The sequence below is a fragment of the Klebsiella sp. I138 genome (assembly GCF_051131765.1).
GTDB lineage: Bacteria > Pseudomonadota > Gammaproteobacteria > Enterobacterales > Enterobacteriaceae > Klebsiella.
This window is the reverse complement of the sequence record NZ_CP180447.1, coordinates 1,577,204-1,596,214: the sequence shown is the minus strand read 5'-3', so window position 1 is coordinate 1,596,214 and position 19,011 is coordinate 1,577,204. Positions and strand designations below refer to the sequence as shown.

General features: G+C 56.0%; 19 protein-coding genes. 9 read left to right on the top strand and 10 right to left on the bottom strand.

All coding sequences use genetic code 11. The annotated features are described in order from the left end of the window. Positions 1–221: 221 nt before the first annotated feature. Both ACMYSK_RS07445 and ACMYSK_RS07440 read right to left on the bottom strand, forming a co-directional pair. Complete coding sequence (locus ACMYSK_RS07445; RefSeq protein WP_434641453.1) at positions 222–1,364, bottom strand: phytanoyl-CoA dioxygenase family protein; 1,143 nt, start codon at positions 1,362–1,364, stop codon at positions 222–224. Positions 1,365–1,372: 8 nt separating this feature from the next. Beyond that, entirely contained in the window at positions 1,373–2,203 is an 831-nt protein-coding gene (locus ACMYSK_RS07440; protein WP_434641452.1) for an SDR family oxidoreductase, read from the bottom strand. Between the two features lie 113 nt (positions 2,204–2,316). Between ACMYSK_RS07440 and ACMYSK_RS07435 the strand changes: the two genes are divergently transcribed. Beyond that, the gene (locus ACMYSK_RS07435) at positions 2,317–3,330 is read left to right on the top strand and encodes a LacI family DNA-binding transcriptional regulator (protein ID WP_434641450.1); all 1,014 of its coding nucleotides are present in this window, start codon (positions 2,317–2,319) and stop codon (positions 3,328–3,330) included. A 242-nt stretch (positions 3,331–3,572) separates the two neighbouring features. Here ACMYSK_RS07435 and ACMYSK_RS07430 read toward each other — a convergent pair whose 3' ends face one another. Then, positions 3,573–4,418, bottom strand: coding sequence for an oxidoreductase (locus ACMYSK_RS07430; RefSeq protein ID WP_434641448.1), 846 nt, complete (start codon positions 4,416–4,418; stop codon positions 3,573–3,575). Between the two features lie 105 nt (positions 4,419–4,523). Here ACMYSK_RS07430 and ACMYSK_RS07425 point away from each other — a divergent pair, with 105 nt between their 5' ends. After that, positions 4,524–5,444: an AraC family transcriptional regulator gene (locus tag ACMYSK_RS07425; RefSeq protein ID WP_434641447.1), complete on the top strand. Its 921-nt coding sequence runs from the start codon at positions 4,524–4,526 to the stop codon at positions 5,442–5,444. Positions 5,445–5,475: 31 nt separating this feature from the next. Here ACMYSK_RS07425 and ACMYSK_RS07420 read toward each other — a convergent pair whose 3' ends face one another. Continuing rightward, positions 5,476–5,853, bottom strand: a complete 378-nt coding sequence (locus ACMYSK_RS07420) for a RidA family protein (RefSeq protein WP_434641445.1) — start codon at positions 5,851–5,853, stop codon at positions 5,476–5,478. A 174-nt stretch (positions 5,854–6,027) separates the two neighbouring features. On the opposite strand from ACMYSK_RS07420, the gene ACMYSK_RS07415 reads away from it, so the two are divergent. Further along, a complete protein-coding gene (locus tag ACMYSK_RS07415; protein WP_434643968.1) occupies positions 6,028–6,246 on the top strand; it encodes a DUF7661 family protein in 219 nt (72 codons plus the stop codon). 181 nt (positions 6,247–6,427) lie between these two features. Here ACMYSK_RS07415 and ACMYSK_RS07410 read toward each other — a convergent pair whose 3' ends face one another. Then, complete coding sequence (locus ACMYSK_RS07410; protein WP_434641443.1) at positions 6,428–6,883, bottom strand: NUDIX hydrolase; 456 nt, start codon at positions 6,881–6,883, stop codon at positions 6,428–6,430. Positions 6,884–7,121: 238 nt separating this feature from the next. On the opposite strand from ACMYSK_RS07410, the gene cybB reads away from it, so the two are divergent. The 4 genes from cybB to ACMYSK_RS07390 all read left to right on the top strand — a co-directional run bounded on the left by cybB (position 7,122) and on the right by ACMYSK_RS07390 (position 9,736). Beyond that, positions 7,122–7,649: a cytochrome b561 gene (gene cybB / locus ACMYSK_RS07405; protein ID WP_434641441.1), complete on the top strand. Its 528-nt coding sequence runs from the start codon at positions 7,122–7,124 to the stop codon at positions 7,647–7,649. A 93-nt stretch (positions 7,650–7,742) separates the two neighbouring features. Beyond that, positions 7,743–8,213, top strand: coding sequence for a GNAT family N-acetyltransferase (locus tag ACMYSK_RS07400; RefSeq protein ID WP_434641439.1), 471 nt, complete (start codon positions 7,743–7,745; stop codon positions 8,211–8,213). 104 nt (positions 8,214–8,317) lie between these two features. Further along, positions 8,318–8,593, top strand: a complete 276-nt coding sequence (locus ACMYSK_RS07395) for a metal/formaldehyde-sensitive transcriptional repressor (protein ID WP_434641438.1) — start codon at positions 8,318–8,320, stop codon at positions 8,591–8,593. 24 nt (positions 8,594–8,617) lie between these two features. After that, positions 8,618–9,736, top strand: a complete 1,119-nt coding sequence (locus ACMYSK_RS07390; RefSeq protein WP_434641436.1) for an S-(hydroxymethyl)glutathione dehydrogenase/class III alcohol dehydrogenase — start codon at positions 8,618–8,620, stop codon at positions 9,734–9,736. Positions 9,737–9,820: 84 nt separating this feature from the next. On the opposite strand, the gene ACMYSK_RS07385 is transcribed toward ACMYSK_RS07390, so the two are convergent. From ACMYSK_RS07385 to pcaH, 4 genes are all read right to left on the bottom strand, one after another. Next, complete coding sequence (locus ACMYSK_RS07385; protein WP_434641434.1) at positions 9,821–12,193, bottom strand: membrane-bound PQQ-dependent dehydrogenase, glucose/quinate/shikimate family; 2,373 nt, start codon at positions 12,191–12,193, stop codon at positions 9,821–9,823. A 317-nt stretch (positions 12,194–12,510) separates the two neighbouring features. After that, on the bottom strand, positions 12,511–13,434 hold the full coding sequence (locus ACMYSK_RS07380; protein ID WP_434641432.1) for a LysR substrate-binding domain-containing protein: 924 nt from the start codon (positions 13,432–13,434) through the stop codon (positions 12,511–12,513). 170 nt (positions 13,435–13,604) lie between these two features. Next, positions 13,605–14,225, bottom strand: a complete 621-nt coding sequence (gene pcaG, locus ACMYSK_RS07375; RefSeq protein WP_434641430.1) for a protocatechuate 3,4-dioxygenase subunit alpha — start codon at positions 14,223–14,225, stop codon at positions 13,605–13,607. Then, positions 14,222–14,962, bottom strand: coding sequence for a protocatechuate 3,4-dioxygenase subunit beta (gene pcaH, locus ACMYSK_RS07370; protein WP_434641428.1), 741 nt, complete (start codon positions 14,960–14,962; stop codon positions 14,222–14,224). Before pcaH ends, pcaG begins: the two co-directional genes overlap by 4 nt. Before the next feature lie 243 nt (positions 14,963–15,205). On the opposite strand from pcaH, the gene hglS reads away from it, so the two are divergent. Together hglS and ACMYSK_RS07360 are read left to right on the top strand one after the other, a co-directional pair. Then, entirely contained in the window at positions 15,206–16,549 is a 1,344-nt protein-coding gene (gene hglS, locus ACMYSK_RS07365) for a 2-oxoadipate dioxygenase/decarboxylase HglS (protein ID WP_434641426.1), read from the top strand. A gap of 56 nt (positions 16,550–16,605) precedes the next feature. Continuing rightward, entirely contained in the window at positions 16,606–18,114 is a 1,509-nt protein-coding gene (locus ACMYSK_RS07360; protein WP_434641425.1) for a carboxylesterase/lipase family protein, read from the top strand. Here ACMYSK_RS07360 and ACMYSK_RS07355 read toward each other — a convergent pair. Continuing rightward, complete coding sequence (locus ACMYSK_RS07355) at positions 18,101–18,949, bottom strand: LysR family transcriptional regulator (protein WP_434641424.1); 849 nt, start codon at positions 18,947–18,949, stop codon at positions 18,101–18,103. The two genes, ACMYSK_RS07360 and ACMYSK_RS07355, sit on opposite strands and share 14 nt — an antisense overlap. Between the last annotated feature and the right edge of the window lie 62 nt (positions 18,950–19,011).

Below are 19,011 nucleotides of genomic sequence, written 5' to 3'. Positions count from 1 at the left end.
TGCAGTGGGCATGGCTTTGTCCGCTTCTGTCACGGAACAGACCGCCTGAAGCTCCGCGAGGCCCGCGGCGAGCGAAAAGCGATATTTGCTTAACCGGTTACACTGCAAACCAGCCCACAGCATTTGAGAATCCAGGTAAGCAGTAAACCGAATCCCGGTTCCATTGGCATGACGCAATCCACATGCGAGGAAATTACGCCATGCCTGCCAGATATGTGCAGCTATGCTTTTCTCTTACTCTCGTGGTTTGCCAGTTGCCGAATAAACTCTTCAGCCGTACAACCTTGTTGTAACGCTTCAAGCAACAACTGCTGCTGTGTTTTTGGCACCAGCCCCCCCAGCGGCGGATCGGTATCAAGATTGGTCGGGAAGGAATAGCCTTCACCGCTTGCTGCCACAACCGCCTGTAACTGCTCATCATTTAAGGGTTTATTCAGTAAAATGGGATAGACCGCCTCCATGACTTTGACGTGATTTACTTTTTCCATTGTTTTGCCAAATGCGGATGAGACCTGCAGCAAATTAGCCGTACGCACTTGGTCTCGTGTCACGTTATTCCCCGCGGCATGGAACAGCGCCGGATTGAAGAACAACCCGTCACCTTTCTTCAGTGGCAACTGAATGGCATGCTGCTGGAAAAATTCAATAAAACGCGGATCGCGCCATGCCAGATATCCTTCTGCATATTGCTGCGACCACGGTAAAAGCTGCGTCGGTCCTGACTCTACCGGCATATCGCTGTGCGCGACCGCACCCTGAAGCGTCAGGTATTGCGACAGAATCTGCAGAGGCAGCGGGAAGCGGGCGACCACCTCATTCAGCTGGAAGCCGAGATGGTAATCCCGATGCGGCTGTTGGGCTTTGCCGCCCGGGCGGACCTGATTTACCTGTGCCGTGATGTCATAGCCGGGGCCAACCCAGGCTTCGCAAATCAGTGCCAGTAAAGTATTGCTGTAGTAATCGACGAAGGCATCGGCATCACGTTCAGCGACTTTTTGCAGCGCGTTCCAGATACGGCCATTGCTGCCGGCTTTGGCAAAGTGATCGCCTCCGCCACCGTTTGCCGCTTCACTGACGAGAATATCGTCAAACACCTTATTGCTGCTGTCTATGACGGAGACGTCGCGGTATAAGCCCTGAACCACGAACACGCCGGGTCCGCCAGACAGTGCGTGATGCAGTTCACCCAGCATGGTTTGACGATCTGTTCTGGCTGCTGTAAGCAGATCATCATGATGATAGATCAGTACATTTTTATCGGCAGAACGCGCCAGCGGGAAATCGTCCTTACGCAAGGTTTGCGCACATAGCGTGGCGAACGTATCGAGAGAAATATGGCGGTCATTAATATAGGGCGTATGCATTTTTCGCCTCACAGAGTCAGAGCATGTGATGGCTGAAAACCACCGTTGTCACCGCAGCCCACCACGCTTTGATCAAAATCGATCACCGCGCCAGTCATCATTCCCGACTCCTCTGAAAGGAGAAATGCTACGCCACGCGCGACCTCGTCTGGCTTCAGCAATCGGCCAAAAGGCTGGGCCTGCTCAGCGCTGGCAAGCCAGTTTTCTTCAGCATCATGATATTGCCGCTGGATGTCGTGTTCATGCGGCGTGTCCATCCAGCCAATGTTCAGGCCGTTTACTCTTATACGGTTACGCATAGCGCTGAAGGCCACGTTTTTGGTCAGCGTGACCAGCGCGCCTTTCGATGTGGCGTATGCGGTCAGGAAACTCTGGCCGCCGTGGGAAGTCATGGTAATGATATTAACAATGCTGCCTTCTACGCCCCTTGAAATCATCAGTTTGATCGCCGCCTGCATCAGAAAAAAAGGCGCGCGAGTGTTGACCGCCATGATGGAGTCAAATAATTCCGGAGAGGTATCAAGGATGGTGCCACGGTCGGACATGCCTGCACAGTTTACCAGTCCATGCAGCGTGCCAAACGCCGATTCTGCGGCTCCCACCACTTGTTTGCAGGCTTCTGGCGAACTGATATCCGCTTCAACAAATATCACTTCACATCCGCCATGGCTAAGGGCTTCTGCCTGTTCGCGCCCGGCTTTTACGTTACGTCCGCAAATGACGATGCCCCGCGCCCCACGCTCTACCAGCAGACGGGCAACCGCTGCGCCGAGCCCCTGGGTTCCGCCGGTAACGACGAACACTTTGTTATTAAAATCACCGCTTTTATTCATGTCCATTTGTGGTCCTTTCTTATTGAGGAGAGATCAGGTTTGTCCGCTTGCTTACCCTGACCTTAGCAGCTACATTCGCTTAACAATATGTACACACAACCTCAAAAAGACCTCAATTTATGCCACGGTCATTTTCCATCAAACAAATCGCAGCTCAGTCTGGCGTCAGTAAAGCGACGGTCGACAGAGCGTTGCACCAGCGCGGCAGCGTGAGTCCCCGTACGGCCCGACGCATTGCGCAGGCAATCAGCGATCTGGAATTACAACAGCGCACCAGCCTTGCAAGCGGCCGCACGTTGCCGATCGACCTGGTGATGCACACGCCGGAACGCTTCAGTTCACTGGCAGTAGCGGCGCTGCTCAGTCAAATTAAAACCTTTTCACCTTTTCGCCTGACGCTACGCTGCCACATTTTTGAAGAGGTCACGCCTGAGGAATTGCAACGTGAGCTGCGCCGTTGCGGCAATGACAGCTACGGCGTGTTGCTCAAAGCCAGCGATCATCCGTTGCTTGAAAGCACTATTGCGGAGCTTGCGGAACTTAACATTCCGGTGGTCACGCTGGTTACTGACCTGCCTCACAGCAGGCGTATCCGTTACGTGGGAATGGATAATGCCGGTGCGGGACGAACAGCGGCATGGCTCCTGTCGCGGTGGCTTTTGAAAGAAGAGCAAACGGTCGCAGTCGTGCTCAGCAGTAAGGATTTTCGCGGAGAAGAACAGCGCATGGCAGGCTTTATCCAGGCGCTAAGCGAGCGGGCGCCATATCTGGACACCATCGCCGTCAGTGAAGGATATGGGATTGATACGCTGACTTTTACGCAGATGTGCAAAGCGCTGGAACAGGACCATTCAATCCAGTCTGTTTACAGCGTGGGCGGGGGAAACAGCGCTATTTTACGGGCTTTTGCAGCGATGCAACGGGAGATAAAAGTGTTTATTGGCCACGACCTGGATGAAGAGAACCGCGGTCTGCTGGCTGCTGAAAAAATGGATGCGGTGATTGATCATGACCTGCATGAAGACGCGCGGTCCGCATTTAGCGCAATCCTGCGTTTCCATGGTTTTTTGCCGGAAACAGAGAATGAAATAGCGCCATCGCGCGTAATTGTGGTCACTCCTTACAATATCTAATTGACTTTAATAGGTTGTTTATAGAGGCATATATTATATCTGTCAGGTAATCACTTCATTGGTACCTGGCGGTCTGGCCAACGGCGTCAGGGTTGCTTTAAGTTGGATGAAACGCTGACTTCACAGCTCGCCTGGACGTCCGGAAAGTTAACGGGCTGATGTGAAGGGCATCAGTACGATGCCCGATACAAAATGGCCGTACGAGCGACCGGCCATAATGGGTTATCCAATACACTTCCTGACTAAGCCGCTGAGTCGCTATCCGTTGAACGTGTCAGCGTTTCCCATTGCTCAATTTCTTTATCTAACGCGGCGAGCTTTTGCCGTACTAAATTCAATGCATCGCTGCCTAGCAATAAATGCGTGGGTGGGTTCTGGCTCTCAATGATTGTCAGCATCGCGCGAGCAGCCATCACGGGATCGCCGGATTGCTTGCCACTTTTTTCTATCCGCGCCTGTCGAATGGGTTCGAAAAGAGCATCATAGTCCGGGACGCTGCGAGCGCTGCGGACCATTGAGCGCCCGGCCCAGTCGGTGCGAAACGACCCTGGCGCCACGGCGGTCACCTGTATGTTGAACGGAACCAGCTCTTTGCTTAACGTTTCTGATATGCCTTCCAGAGCAAATTTGCTGCCGCAATAATAGCTGATGCCGGGCAGGGTAATAAAACTGCCCATTGAGGTGATATTAATAATATGGCCGCGACGGCGCTGGCGCATGCCCGGTAGCACGGCTTTGATCATTGCCACTGCGCCAAACACATTCACTTCAAACTGGTGGCGCATCTCTGCGAGCGAGGACTCTTCCATAATGCCTTCATGGCCGTAGCCGGCATTGTTCACCAGCACATCAATCGGACCGACGGTCGACTCAACCTCCGCTACCACCTCAGCAATACGCCCAGCGTCCGTGACATCCAGCAAGCGGCCGAAAGTCCGATGCGCATCGAGCGCCTCGAAAGCCTGCTTTGTGTTGTGGTTACGCACGGTCCCGATGACCCGATGACCTGCGGCGAGCGCCTCCTGCGCCAGCGCACGACCCAAGCCGCTGCTGACACCGGTGATTAAAATCGTTTTTACAGAGGACATAAAAAGAACTCCCATGAACAGTGAAGGTTGCATGGTATTCTCTATTTTGCCGTATTCTGAGGCCGAATCTTCTCTTTTTATTGCCTGATTTTATGAGGTGCTGTGATGTCCGGGATGATTACCTTGATGAAAGCACTGGCCGTGCAAGAGGGGTACAATCTGACTGCCTTGCCTGATGTGCGAATCTTGCGTGCCGACCGCCCGCTTGCCAGAACGCCTGTGCTGTACGATCCGGGGATCGTGATTGTATGCCAGGGCAGAAAATGCGGCTATTTCGGCCAGCAGACCTATTTATATGATGAGCAGCACTACCTGGCGGTTTCGGTGCCGGTGCCGTTTGTGATGGAAACCGATGCCTCGGTAGAACATCCGTTGCTGGCAATTTATATGCATCTGAATTTTCAGCTTGCCGCTGAGCTGATGTTACAGCTTGAACAGCATGGTGTCCCGCATCCCCCCGCGGTACCGCAAAGCATGATGTCGAGCCTGATGGACGACGCGGTAAAAACGGCGGTGCTGCGCTTGCTAGAGGTTCTGAACAATCCGCTTGAGGCGGCGATCCTTGGCCCTGCGCGGGTACGTGAGCTCTATTTCCGCGTACTGACAGGCGAGCAGGGCGATGCAATGCGCGCCGCGCTGGCCTTGCAGGGGCAGTTCGGCAAAATCGGTAAAGTGCTTCAGCGCATCCATGCTCTCTACGCTGAGCCGTTAACACTGACGCAGCTGGCAATGGAAGCCGGAATGAGTGTGCCGACGTTTCACAGCCATTTCAAAGCGATAACCCGGATGCCGCCGATGCAGTATGTGAAATCTGTCCGCCTGCACCAGGCGCGGATGTTGATGGTGCGCCAGCAGATCACCGCCAGCGCCGCGAGTTACGCGGTAGGATATGAAAGCCCGTCACAATTTAATCGCGAGTTTAAACGCTTGTTTGGCCTGCCTCCGGCAGAGGAGATGAAACGTATGCAACGTAATTTCGCCGTTCCGCCTGCCCGGCCAGCGTCGGTATTTATTTCATCGCATTAAGGCTGATTTGGCATGACTGATAAGCCATGAATCAGAGGGCAAATACCGTTTCAATTTCAATCTTGAGATCGGGTGAAAATAGACGGCTGACTTCCACAAGCGAACTGGCAGGCAGGTGATCGCCGTAATGTCGGTAGAGTGCCTCGCGCAGCGCGTTGATCTCTGCAAAAGAGGTAATGAAAATGGTGACTTTAATGAGGGACGAGAAATCAGCACCCTCTGCAGTGACGATTTTCCGAATCTGACTGAATATTTCCTCTGCCTGTTCGGCGATGCCTGATTGCTGCGCGGGCGTGCCAAATGCGGTTAGCCCTGAAATATAGAGCGTGTCGCCATGCCTTACCGAATGAACGTAAGGGGCCTTAACCTCACCTAACTCGGGATAATTTTTGCGAATCACCTTATTCATGATGGGTTCCTTAATGGGACTTAACCGAAATCAATCTTATCATTGTCTTGTTACGGTTCACTATTCATGGGCGTCGCGAAGGCTGCTGACTTCGTTTGCTCCGTTTTGGATATTTAGATAGTCTTGAGACATTCACTCTCGCTTAGGCTCATTAAGGCGTTAAACGCAGTCATGATGCTAATTTACGATGTATTTGGGCGACACATTGGGGTCCAGCGAGAACGGGATCGCTGGCTGGTTTTTCGTGTTGACATGACGGAGCAAAAATATTCCCGGCTTTATGATGTGATGATTCCTGATGAATTCACAGAAGCTGAAATCCCAGGCTGGCTGGATGATATTTTTCATGAGGCCGCAACGGCGAGCCATCCTGAGGTGAGGCGGATTCGATAATTCATTTGCTCGCCTTGAATGCCTCGTAGGCCTGGTGATGATGAACGAGTTGCGAACCTGCTTTTTCCTGATGAGTGGATAGTTAAGTGAAGCTAAAGAGGCATCCTACGGCTTCGCTCCCGGTTATGAGTAAAAGGCGTACTCGCCACGCGATAACCGGGGGGGATCTCACGCTATTGCTTTACTCCGTTGCTTTTGTTTCGAGGAAATAGCGGATATAGGTGAGATACTCATCATTGATCGGAGAGGGGAGTTGTTCTGGGGAAAAAAATGCAAGCGCAAGCCCTTCTTCGGTATCGACGATCATTTCGCCTGACCAGCAGTCCGTATGATAAAGCGCGGTAATGACGTTGATCTCATCGCGATTCGGCAGCGTAAACGTGTAATCCGCGCCTGAGAATACCCGCAAAAATTGCAGCGTCTGCACGTCAAGATTGGTTTCTTCTTTGACTTCCCTGATAGCCGTCTGTTCGAGCGATTCACCAGGTTCCAGTAACCCTCCGGGCAGCCCCCAGCTCAAATCACTACGTTGCTGTAGCAAAATATGCCCCTCGCTGTTGGTCATAATGATATTGGCTCCGGCAAGGAGAAGCAGCTGATGGCCAATCATGCTGCGCATTTCAGAAACGTAGCTCAAATGGACTCCTGTGTTCCGTGATGGAAAATGAAGAGTGAAGGGCGACGGCATCGTCCCAGATCGTGAGATTATTGTACACGCGGACGGTGACAGGACGATGGCAAAGCGCATTAACTCCCTGCTTTTTCACTGATTGCACCATTTTGAGCAACGGTTTCTTAATGCTACGTAAAAGTTAATGAATTTTTCAGGAAAGGTCGTTATGTTGTCGGCATCACAGTTTTGTTAAGGGTTTCTCATGCGCGATAAATACACTGGCCTGCAAATCGGTATCCATTGGCTGGTCTTTTTATTGGTCGTCGGCGCCTATGCCACCATGGAGCTTAGAGGTTTTTTCCCACGTAGCGACCGTCCGGTCATTAACATGATTCATGTTTCCTGTGGGATAGCTATTCTCGTGTTGATGGTGACGCGCCTGCTGGTTCGGTTGAAATACCCGGCGCCGCCAATTGTGCCGAAACCCTCGCCGATGATGACCGGTTTTGCGCACCTGGGGCATCTGATTATCTATCTGCTGTTTCTCGCCCAGCCGATCGTCGGCCTGGTGATGATGTATTACCGCGGTAATCCGTGGTATGCCTTCGGCCTGACGATGCCGTTTGCTGCGCAAAGTCAGTTTGAACTGGTGGATACGCTGAAGGGGGTTCACAGCCTGCTGGCGAACACCGGCTACTTTATTATCGGCCTGCACGCGCTGGCCGCGCTACTGCACCACTATCTGTGGAAGGATAATACCTTGCTGCGGATGATGCCGCGCAAGCGCTGACTCCTCCAGACCCCGCTTCCGAGCGGGGTTTTTTATTTCTTTCGCCGCTGGCTGTGATACATCTGATACGGACTCAGGAAAAAGGAGAACAAGATGAAAGTCAGACTTGCCGTCCCGGATGAAGCACCTGCGCTCTGGATTATCCGCAATCAGGCCATTCGCAGCGGCTGTCGCGAGAGTTACGCCGCCGCCGTACTGGATGCCTGGACGCCGGATACCATGCCGGAAGGGTATCGCCACGCGATACGCGATAATCCCTTTTTTGTGGTTGAAGCGGGCGGTCAGCCCGTCGCGACCGGCTACCTTGATATCCGTGCGGCCAGCGTGGAGGCCATATTTACGCTGCCCGAATGGGGCGGGAAAGGCTGTGCCGGAATGATTTTAACGGCCATTATCGCTGAAGCACGGCGCTTGGCGTTTCGCCGTATTACTCTGGAAGCGACGCCGAATGCGGCCAGTTTTTATCTGTGCCATGGTTTCGTCGCCTTACGTGAAAAACTGCTGCCGTCAAAGCTGGCGAAGGCCGATTTACGCTGTATAGAGATGGCGCGTCCCCTCGACTAATCCCAACGACTCGCCGCTGTGCTACGGTTTAAAGCGGCGTTTAGATTGCCACGTTGGATAATAAAATATAGTATACCCCCCTATATGATATTGAGGGCGTCATCATGCCACATTCACCTGAAGACAAAAAACGCGCGCTCAGTCGCGTACGTCGTATTCGCGGGCAGGTCGAAGCCCTGGAAAGGGCGCTGGAATCCGGCGAGTCCTGCATGACGATTCTGCAACAGATTGCCTCCATCCGCGGGGCCACCAACGGTCTGATGGGTGAGATGGTAGAAATACATCTCCAGGATGAGCTGGTCAGCGGCGATACCACTGCGGATCAACGGGCGACAAGAATGGCGGAAGTCGGCCATCTGCTACGATCCTACTTAAAATAAATCATCACGAAGGAAGAGACGGTTATGAAATCACGTGCAGCTGTCGCGTTTGGCCCAGGCCAGCCGCTGAAAATTGTTGAAATTGACGTTGCCCCGCCGAAAAAAGGCGAAGTACTGGTGAAAATTACCCACACCGGCGTCTGCCATACCGACGCGTTTACCCTGTCCGGTGATGACCCGGAAGGCGTATTCCCGGCCGTGCTGGGTCACGAAGGCGGCGGTATCGTGGTCGAAGTCGGCGAAGGCGTCACCAGCCTGCAGCCGGGTGATCACGTCATCCCGCTGTATACCGCAGAGTGCCGCGAGTGCAAATTCTGTAAATCCGGCAAAACCAACCTCTGCCAGGCGGTACGCGCCACCCAGGGGAAAGGCCTGATGCCGGACGGGACCACCCGTTTCTCCTACAACGGTGAGCCGATTTATCACTATATGGGCACCAGCACCTTCAGCGAATACACCGTGGTTGCTGAAATTTCACTGGCGAAAGTGAACCCGCAGGCGCCGCTGGACAAAGTCTGTCTGCTGGGCTGCGGCGTGACAACCGGTATCGGTGCGGTTCACAATACGGCGAAAGTGAAAGAGGGCGATACCGTGGCGGTCTTCGGCCTGGGCGGGATTGGTCTGGCGGTGATTCAGGGTGCGGTGCAGGCGAAAGCCGGGCGCATTCTGGCGGTCGATACCAACCCGGAAAAATTCACCCTCGCCAAAGAGATGGGGGCGACAGACTTTATCAACCCGAATGACTACGACAAACCGGTTCAGGATGTGATCGTTGAGCTCACCGATGGCGGCGTGGACTTTAGCTTTGAGTGCATCGGCAACGTCAACGTGATGCGTGCGGCGCTGGAGTGCTGCCATAAAGGTTGGGGCGAGAGCGTGATTATCGGCGTGGCCGGTGCGGGCCAGGAGATCAAAACCCGTCCGTTCCAACTGGTGACCGGTCGCGTATGGCGCGGTTCAGCGTTCGGCGGTGTGAAAGGGCGCACCCAGCTGCCGGGCATGGTTGAAGATGCGATGGCGGGGAAAATTGACCTCGATCCGTTTATCACCCACCGCATGCCGCTGGACCAGATTAACGACGCTTTTGATCTGATGCATGAAGGGAAATCAATCCGCACCGTTATTCACTTTGGCGAAAATTGATGTGTCGGCGTCCGCTGTCGTCAGACGGTCGTCGCCGGTGTGAAATGAAACCCAACCCCCGGGCGGAGGTTGGGTTTTTTGTTTTTATTTCTGATCAGGTAGTGCGTAGGCGATGATGTAGTCGCCGCGATCCGCAGACTGACGGGCGCCGCCGGCGTTGATGATAATGTACTGCTTGCCGGTTTTCGGCGAAACGTAGGTCATCGGGCCGGACTGGCTGCCAACCGGCAGACGAGATTTCCAGATTTCTTTGCCGTTGGCGGTATCAAACGCCCGCAGGTAGAAATCCTGGGTACCGGCGAAGAACAGCAGGCCGGACTGGGTTGACAGCGATGCGCCCAGCGTCGGCATCCCGATTGGGATCGGCATATGCATGCGAATGCCCAGCGGGCCGGTATCTTCAACGGTGCCTACCGGTACCTGCCACACCAGTTTCCCGGTCTTCAGATCCACGGCGGACATGGTACCGAACGGTGGTTTCTGGCACGGAATACCCAGCGGTGACAGGAAACGTTCACGCATCGCACCGAACGGTGTCCCTTCCATCGGAACAATCCCCATCTCAATGCCGCTGGCATCTTTGGCGACTTTTTCTCGCGGCACCATATAGTTCGCCAGGCCAAGACGCATATCGTTGACAAACATCAGGCTGTTGTTCGGGTCCACCGAGACGCTGCCCCAGTTCATGCCGCCCAGCGAGCCCGGGTATTGCAGTGAACGGTCTTCGCCCGGAGGGGTGAAGATGCCCTGATGGCGCATGGCTTTAAAGGCAATCCGGCAGATAAGCAGATCCACCGGCGTGGCGCCCCACATATCTGACTCTTTCAGCGTTTCATTGCCAATCATCGGCATGCCGACGGAGTAGGGCTGCGTCGCAGAGTAGCGCTCACCTTTAATCGTCCCTGCCGGAACCGGGCGCTCTTCTATTTTCGCCACCGGTTCCCCGGTCGCGCGGTTGAGCATAAAGATCATTCCCTGCTTGCTGGTCTGTACCAGCACCGGCGTGGTGCCGCCTTTACCGTCGGGAAGGTCGTACAGCAGCGGCTGTGATGGCAGGTCGAAGTCCCACAGATCGTGGTGGGTGGTCTGGTAGTGCCAGCGTACCTGGCCGGTTGTTGCATCAACGGCCACGATTGAGGAGCTGTACTTGTCATCCAGCGCGGTCCGTTCACCGCCGAAGAAATCCGGGGTCGCGTTCCCGGTCGGCAGGTAAATCAGGTTCAGCTTCGCGTCATATGACATTGCCGACCAGACGTTTGGCGTCCCGCGGGTGTAGGTCTGGCCTTCCGGCGGCAGGCCGGTCAGACTCGGGTTACCCGGATCCCACGCCCATGCCAGCTTACCGGTATGGACATCGTAGGCCCGGACCACGCCCGGAGGCTCGCCGGTGGAGAAGTTATCCGCCACACGGCCGCCGACAACAACGACGTTTCCGGCAACCAGCGGAGTGGAGGTTTGCTGATAGTAGCCCGGTTTGATTTCACCCATCCCGGCGCTCAGGTCGACAATGCCGCGATCGCCAAAGGCTTCACAGGTTTTGCCGGTATCGGCATCTATCGCGATCAGGCGGGCGTCGGTGGTTGGCAGGAACAGGCGGCGGGAGCAGGCGGCAGGTTGTACGTCAGCCGCAGCGGCGGCCTGCGCCTGGCTATCTTCGTAGTAGCCGAGACCGCGGCAGCGCTGCCAGTTTGGCGCGGTGGCTTTGGAATCATACCGCCACTTCTCTTTCCCGCTATCGACATCCAGCGCCAGCACTTTGCTGTACGGCGTACAGACATACAGCGTGTCGCCAATTTGCAGCGGGGTGTTCTGGTCTTCCGCTCCGGAACCGTTGCTTTGCGGGATATCGCCGGTATGGGCAACCCAGGCAACCTGCAGCTGATTAATATTCTGTTTGTTAATCTGATCGAGGGCGGCAAAACGGTCGCCGTGGGTGGTGTTACCCCAGTGCTCCCAGTTCTTCTGCTGTTCACCGGGGGCCACTGGCTTCACCGGCACCGCTTCGGTTGCGCTAACCAGCGGCTGTGATTTGAACATCCAGCCAAAGCTCGCCGCTAACACGACGGCCAGTACCGCAGCCAGGCCAAACGCCGGGCCTTTCTTCGCCGGTTGGGCAGAAAGGTACGGCCAGACGAGCGCTGAGAGCAGCGCCAGCGCGCCGAGCGCGAACAGGCGTGAGAACAGCGGCCAGTAGGTCCAGCCCGCGTCGCCGATAGCCCAGGCAATCGATGCGATAAACGCGACGGCGTACAGCACAATACCGGCGCGACGATGACGGAAGATAAGCACGGCGGCGATAACCATCACCAGACCCATGATTGCGAAATAAAGGGTACCGCCGAGGGTGGCGAGTTTGATCCCAAGAATACCGATAGCCAGACCGATGATGAGCATCAGTCCGGCGAGAAGCCACTGCAGGACCCGGGGGAATCCTCGCGGCACGTTGCCAGTTGCCATTTTGTCTCCTTAACCATCCGTTCTCAGATGCGAACCAAATGAATCAAAAAATACAGGGGTGCTTTTGAGTGAAGTGAAATTCGCCTTCATGTTAGCGGTATTCACAAGTGTTATTGATTTCGAATGAACCATTTGGTGAAATCGAGACAATGATAAATCTGTTAATGAAGTTTGCGCAATTGTTAATAAACAATTTCGCATTAATTGATTAGAGCGGCGATTTTCCGCTGAGCGATGGTCGGCAAAAGTCTGATCACAGGCGGGAGTAGAAGGGGAAAAAGAGCAGGACAGGCGCAGGACGCCTTATCCTGGCTCCATCATGCTGGCATGGATTTACGAATGGCGCTGAGTAAAGTTTGCGCGCCGGACGAGAATGTCGCGTCCACGCGGGTCAAAATACCGATAGGTTCGCCCGCGCCCTGGGTTGGCACCGGCAGGGCGCTCAGCAATCCGCGCCGCAGGTCGTCTTTGACCGCTCCGGAAGGGACGAACCAGATGTAGTCATAATCCACGGTCAGCTGACGCGAAAGTGATGCAGAGAGCGTTTCAATGCACCCGGCGGGAATTTTGCACCCCAGGCTTTGCAGCAGCGATTCGGCATTCTGCCGCGGAATCGTACCTTTAGGGGAAACGACCACCGGCCACTCCATCACCCGACTGAGGGTCACGGTTTCCTGCAATAATGGATGCCCGGGACGCACTACCAGCTTCAGGGACTCAAGAAACAGCAGCTCGTAGTTGAGGCCGCTCATCAGCTCCGGGTCAGACATGCGCCCGATCCCAATATCGATCTCTCCCGACTTTAAGCCCGCCAGCAGCATGGTGTTGTTCATGGTGGCGACCTGCAAGGTAATGTCTTTTTGCTGCTTGTGAAACTGTCCGATAACTGTGGGCAAAATACCCAATGCTGCGGTGGGGAGCGCGCCGATACGCACCACATCGTTATTCAGCCCTTCTTTGCGATTCAGCGCCTGGCCCGCCGTGTTCAGGGCGTCAAGGACTTTGACGGCATGAGTGAGAAACTGTTCGCCGACCAGCGTCAGCTGGGCGCCCAGCCGCCCGCGTTCAAACAGCCGCGTGCCGGTCAATTGCTCCAGCTCGTTAAGCGTTTTGGATAAAGCGGGTTGGCTCAGATTAAGTGTTTCAGCCGCACGCCCCAGCGTTCCCTGTTGAGCGACGGCCACGAAGGTGTGTAGATGGCGCAAGCGAATGCGCTGACTGAAGAGACCATTTTTTTCCATACTCGATGTTAAAAACAGAGCGGTATGAGTGACAAGCGAAGTTATTGAAATTTGATAACCGGATAGCAAAATATTATTAACATTTAACCTTGTTGCGTTACAAATCCTTTATTTTGATGAAAAAACAGACGCCCCGAACCCGGTCGGGGCACAATCAGGCGGGAAGCCGCTTAGATATCAAAAAAGACGGTTTCGTTCTCGCCCTGCAGATGAATGTCAAAACGGTAGACTATCTCACTGCCGCGCACGTCGCGCTGGGCAATCAACGTCTGGCGGCGAACTTCCCACTCAATCAGATTGAGGACCGGATCGCTGCGGTTCGCCTCTTGCTCGTCGGAGAAGTACATCCGCGTATTGAGACCGATATTGATGCCGCGCGCGACCACCCATAAATTGACATGCGGTGCCATAATCCGCCCATCGCGACCGACGACCGGCCCCGGTTTGATGGTCTCAAAGCGCCAGATGCCAGAGGAAAAGTCCGAGCAGCTCCGGCCCCAGCCGCGAAAGGCCGGATCGACCTTTTTATTCTGCTGGCGGTCGTCCGGGTGATGGTAGCGCCCGGCGGCGTTGGCCTGCCAGATCTCCAGCAGCACGTCGCGAACCGGCGTTCCAGAGCCATCAATGACCCGGCCTTCAATGGTGATGCGTTCACCTTCGGTGTCCGGCGTCGTGAGCTGTGGGCCAAAATTCTTTTCAAAGATATGAAAGCCGGCAGCATCGGGGGCGAGGCCGATATGTACGTAGGGCCCGGCGGTTTGCGAGGCGGTTTCGGCTAAATAGTCTTTCATCGGGCGGCCCCCTGGGTACGGTTTTCAAACAGCGTGGCACGATGGCCGCGCAGCACAAGATCAAAACGATAGGCCAGGCAATCCAGCGGCACGGCGGCATGGGTATCGAGCTCGGCAATCAGCGTGCGAACGGCATCGTCGTTATTAATGGTTTTGACGATCGGACACTGTTTAATCAACGGGTCGCCTTCGAAATACATTTGTGTAATCAGGCGCTGCGCCCACGCCTCCCCGGAAAGGGAAAAGTGAATATGCGCCGGGCGCCAGTCGCTGACCTGGTTACGCCACGGATAGGGTCCCGGCTTAATGGTGCGAAAACAGTAATAGCCGTTTTCATCGGTAAGCACCCGCCCGCAGCCGCCAAAGTTGGGGTCAATGGGCGCCAGATACTGATCTTTTTTATGCCGGTAGCGGCCGCCGGCGTTGGCCTGCCACACCTCGACCAGCGTGTTTTTCATCGGTCGACCAAAGCCGTCGCGAACATAACCATGGACGATAATACGCTCGCCAATAGGCAGGCCTTCTTTGGCGTAATTGAGGATCAGATCATGATCCAGTGGCCCGAGATCGTCGTGACCAAACACCGGACCCGTGATTTCAGACAGCGAATTCTGGAGTGAGATCAGCGCATTGCGCGGTGAGCGCAGAACGCTGGTTTTGTAGCCCGGCGCGTAGGCGGGCGGGTGGCTGTTATAGTCGCGATGAACAACTTCACGCGGTGACCATTTATCATTCATAGGGTACTGGCTCCGTTGGTAGCGGTAGAGGGGCTTCTTATTGTCAAATCGCCAGAAACAGTGTGTGTAAATGTTTTGTTAATTTAAAGTGAAATTAATGGCCGTTTTACATAACCCACGGTTATGTCCAGGAAAGTGCAAACGGCGGGGGCAGGTTATCCGCATCACAATTTGTAAATTCTTCCCGCCGTCGTCATGGGCCTTTTCTACACTCCAGGAAGTATTCACTGGAGGTAAGACATCATGGCGAACACCATCACGGCTGATGAGATTCGGGAAAACTTTTCGCAGGCGATGTCGGCAATGTACCAGCAGGAAGTTCCACAGTACGGGACGCTACTGGAGCTGGTGGCCGACGTAAATCTGGCGGTGCTGGAGCATAATCCGAAACTGCACGAGCAACTGGCGAATGCCGATGAGCTGTCGCGACTCAACGTTGAGCGTCACGGTGCTATTCGCGTCGGCACGGCGGAAGAACTGGCGACGCTGCGGCGCATGTTTGCCATTATGGGGATGTTCCCCGTCAGTTATTACGATCTGTCGCAGGCCGGTGTACCGGTGCATTCCACCGCGTTTCGTCCGGTTGACGATGCGGCGCTGGCGCGTAACCCGTTCCGGGTGTTTACCTCGCTGCTGCGTCTGGAACTGATTGCCAACGTTGACCTGCGTGAGCGTGCGGCGGCGATCCTCGCCCGACGTGATATTTTCACCCCCCGCTGCCGCGAGCTGATTGCCCTTCATGAAGAGGACGGCAGCTTTTCTCCGGCCCAGGCCCGGGAATTTGTGCGCGAAGCGCTGGAAACGTTCCGCTGGCACAGCCATGCGACCGTAGACGCCGATACCTACCATGCGCTGCATAATGAGCATCGGCTGATCGCCGACGTGGTTTGTTTCCCCGGCTGTCACATCAACCACCTGACGCCACGTACGCTGGATATCGACCGGGTTCAGTCGCTGATGCCGGAGTGCGGGATTGTGCCGAAGGCGTTGATCGAAGGGCCGCCGCGCCGGGAAGTGCCGATATTGCTGCGCCAGACCAGTTTTAAAGCCCTCGAAGAACCGGTGGTGTTTGCCGGAGAACATCAGGGTACCCACAGCGCACGCTTTGGCGAAATCGAGCAGCGCGGGATTGCACTGACGCCGAAAGGCCGGGCGCTGTACGACCGGTTGTTGAGCGAGGCCGGCGTTGGCAAAGACAACCTGAACCACCAACGCCATCTGCAGGAGGTCTTCAGCCAGTTCCCGGACAGCGAATTCCTGCTGCGTCAGCAGGGGCTGGCGTGGTTCCGCTACCGCCTGACTCCCGCCGGGGAAGCCCATCGCCAGGCCTTTGGCCCCGGAGACGATCCGCAGCCGTTAATCGAACGCGGCTGGGTAGTGGCACAACCCATTATTTATGAAGATTTTTTACCGGTGAGCGCGGCGGGGATTTTCCAGTCGAATCTCGGGAATGACATTCAGGCCCGCAGCCACGGGAATGCCAGCCGCGACGCCTTTGAAACGGCGCTGGGTTGCCCGGTGCTGGACGAGTTCTCGCTCTATCAACAGGCCCAGGAGCGCAGTAAACGCCGTTGCGGTCTGCTCTGAAACCGGTACTCTGCTGACATGAACCATTAACGAGCATCGTTAAAAGGAAGCAGGTCATGCAGAATCCGTCTACCCCACTGGTGAAAACCCGGCAGGGGACGCTGTCCGGAATCACTGAACAGGGCATCCATCTCTGGCGCGGCATTCCCTTCGCCGCGCCGCCGGTCGGCGAACTCCGCTGGCGCGCGCCACAGCCACCCGCGCGCTGGCAGGGTGTTCGCCAGGCCGATACCTTCTCTGCCTCCAGCTGGCAGGATATTGAGTACTGCCGCGAGCTCGGCGGCGGCGACCCCGGTCGTTTCTCGGAAGATTGTCTCTATCTTAACGTCTGGGCGCCCGCCGGGCGTACCCGGCCGCTACCGGTTATGGTCTGGCTTCACGGCGGCGGGTTTACCATCGGCGCCGGCAGTCTCCCGCCGTATGATGGTAAAGCGCTGGCGGCGCGTGATGTGGTGGTGGTGACCGTCAACTACCGGTTGGGCCATCTGGGTTTCTTTGCCCATCCGGCGCTCGAAGGGGAAGACGGCGAGCGGGTCTATAATTTCGCGCTGCTTGACCAAATCGCCGCGCTGCACTGGGTGCAGGAGAATATTCACGCTTTTGGCGGCGACGCCGCAAACGTCACCCTGTTTGGCGAGTCGGCCGGGGCGCGGAGCGTGCTCTCGCTAATGGTGTCACCAAAATCTCGCGGACTGTTCCATAAGGCCATTATCCAGAGCGGCTATACGCTGCCGGATCTTCCGCGCGAAAAGGCGCTGGAGAAGGGGCGCTTGCTGGCGGAGCATTTCTCGTTACCGGAGGCCAGCGCCGAACAGCTACGGGCGATTCCGGCAGAGGCCTTCTGGCCGTTGACCGCGCCGCTGAATATCGGGCCGGCGCCCATTGCCGGCGATGCGGTACTCCCCCAGTCGATGCTGGAGGCCTTTTTTGCCGGTCGTCAGCACCCGATGCCGGTGATGATTGGGTCGAACAGCGATGAGGCCAGCGTGATGGCGGTGTTCGGCGTCGATATCGCCGGGCAGATTCACAAGCTGCGCCGCGAACGACGCTTTGGTCTCGGGCTGATCAAACTGCTCTATCCCGGCGTGAAGGGAGATGAGAATCTGGGCCGTGAAGTGTGCCGCGATATGGCCTTTACCACTCTGGGCTATGTCGTGATGCAGGCCCAGCAGCGGGTAGGGCAACCCTGCTGGCGCTACTGGTTTGACTATGTGCCACGGGGCGCCGAAGAAACCTGTCCGCACGGGGCCTGGCATGGCGATGACGTGCCCTATGTTTTCGATACGCTCTCACTGGCCGAGCCGGTGAGCACCTACGCGACTGACGAGGACAACGCGTTTGCCGCCCAGGTGGCCGATTACTGGGCCGCCTTCGCGCGCCTTGCCGGTCATCGCTGTCGCGAACTACCGGGGCCGGTACGCTGGCCCGCCTGCCTGCGTGGGCGGGACCGCCTGTTGCGTATCGGGCTGCATAAGCGAGCAGGATTTAAACTGGAAAATCGCTTTATGCGAGCACGACTGGCGCTGTTTCGCCGGGTTATGCGCCACCACGTCACCCTGGATTAACCAGCTCCTGCCGAAACCGCGCCAGACCGTCGGCTTTACTCTGCGAGTGACGGACCACCAGGCGGTAGCTGGCGCCGGTTTTTACGCTTAAGGCAAAGGGCTGCGTCAGGCGGCCGGTGCGCACATCCTCGGCCACCAGGGTGGCATCAGCCATGGCGACGCCCAGCCCCTGCATAGCGGCAGTGATCGCCAGATCCATCGTGTCAAAGTGCTGGTTTTTACGCATCAATAGCGGGGTGTCCGGCGAAAATGCTGCCAGCCACAGTAACCAGTCGGTTTTATCGCGCGTCGGATGCAAAAAAGTAACGTCGTTTAGCCTGTTGTCACCGGCAAGGGCACCGTTGCTCACCGGCGTCAGCGCTTCTTCAAACAGCAGGTCGCCTGCGCTGTGGTGAGTTCCGAAAACGATAGCGGCATCATAGGGTTCGGTTTTGAAATTGACGCTATGCTCCATGGTGGTGGTCAGGGCAATCTGCAACTCGGGATGGCGCTGCTCGATGGCGACCAGCCGCGGAACCAGCCAGCGAATTGCGCAGGTCGGTGCCTTCAGGCGAACCACGGTCTGCTGCTGACGGGCCTGATCCGCCACCGTAACCAGATGGCTAAAAGCGGACTGTAGCTCCGGATAAAGGGCGCTGCCTTGCGGCGAAAGATGCAACCCTCGTGCGTGGCGGGCAAAAAGCGGAAAACCGAACCACGCCTCCAGCGCCGCAATCTGACGGCTGACGGCTCCCTGAGTCAGGCAGAGTTCGCGTGCGGCATGGGTTAAGTTCAGGTGTCTGGCGGTGACCAGAAAGGTTTCCACGGCATGAAAAGGCAGGGCGCTTCGCGACATCTCAACTCCAGCTATGCATTTTGATCATGGGCAGTATGCCTGCTTTGTTCAGTGAATGGGAC

Coding starts and splice junctions, on each gene's coding strand:
- ACMYSK_RS07435 (WP_434641450.1), top strand. CDS start 2,317: ATGCCACGGTCATTTTCCATCAAACAAATCGCAGCTCAGTCTGGCGTC.
- ACMYSK_RS07415 (WP_434643968.1), top strand. CDS start 6,028: ATGCTAATTTACGATGTATTTGGGCGACACATTGGGGTCCAGCGAGAA.
- ACMYSK_RS07385 (WP_434641434.1), bottom strand. CDS start 12,193: ATGGCAACTGGCAACGTGCCGCGAGGATTCCCCCGGGTCCTGCAGTGG.
- ACMYSK_RS07440 (WP_434641452.1), bottom strand. CDS start 2,203: ATGGACATGAATAAAAGCGGTGATTTTAATAACAAAGTGTTCGTCGTT.
- ACMYSK_RS07380 (WP_434641432.1), bottom strand. CDS start 13,434: ATGGAAAAAAATGGTCTCTTCAGTCAGCGCATTCGCTTGCGCCATCTA.
- ACMYSK_RS07355 (WP_434641424.1), bottom strand. CDS start 18,949: ATGTCGCGAAGCGCCCTGCCTTTTCATGCCGTGGAAACCTTTCTGGTC.
- hglS (WP_434641426.1), top strand. CDS start 15,206: ATGGCGAACACCATCACGGCTGATGAGATTCGGGAAAACTTTTCGCAG.
- ACMYSK_RS07400 (WP_434641439.1), top strand. CDS start 7,743: ATGAAAGTCAGACTTGCCGTCCCGGATGAAGCACCTGCGCTCTGGATT.
- ACMYSK_RS07430 (WP_434641448.1), bottom strand. CDS start 4,418: ATGTCCTCTGTAAAAACGATTTTAATCACCGGTGTCAGCAGCGGCTTG.
- pcaG (WP_434641430.1), bottom strand. CDS start 14,225: ATGAAAGACTATTTAGCCGAAACCGCCTCGCAAACCGCCGGGCCCTAC.
- ACMYSK_RS07360 (WP_434641425.1), top strand. CDS start 16,606: ATGCAGAATCCGTCTACCCCACTGGTGAAAACCCGGCAGGGGACGCTG.
- ACMYSK_RS07445 (WP_434641453.1), bottom strand. CDS start 1,364: ATGCATACGCCCTATATTAATGACCGCCATATTTCTCTCGATACGTTC.
- ACMYSK_RS07390 (WP_434641436.1), top strand. CDS start 8,618: ATGAAATCACGTGCAGCTGTCGCGTTTGGCCCAGGCCAGCCGCTGAAA.
- ACMYSK_RS07425 (WP_434641447.1), top strand. CDS start 4,524: ATGTCCGGGATGATTACCTTGATGAAAGCACTGGCCGTGCAAGAGGGG.
- ACMYSK_RS07420 (WP_434641445.1), bottom strand. CDS start 5,853: ATGAATAAGGTGATTCGCAAAAATTATCCCGAGTTAGGTGAGGTTAAG.
- cybB (WP_434641441.1), top strand. CDS start 7,122: ATGCGCGATAAATACACTGGCCTGCAAATCGGTATCCATTGGCTGGTC.
- pcaH (WP_434641428.1), bottom strand. CDS start 14,962: ATGAATGATAAATGGTCACCGCGTGAAGTTGTTCATCGCGACTATAAC.
- ACMYSK_RS07395 (WP_434641438.1), top strand. CDS start 8,318: ATGCCACATTCACCTGAAGACAAAAAACGCGCGCTCAGTCGCGTACGT.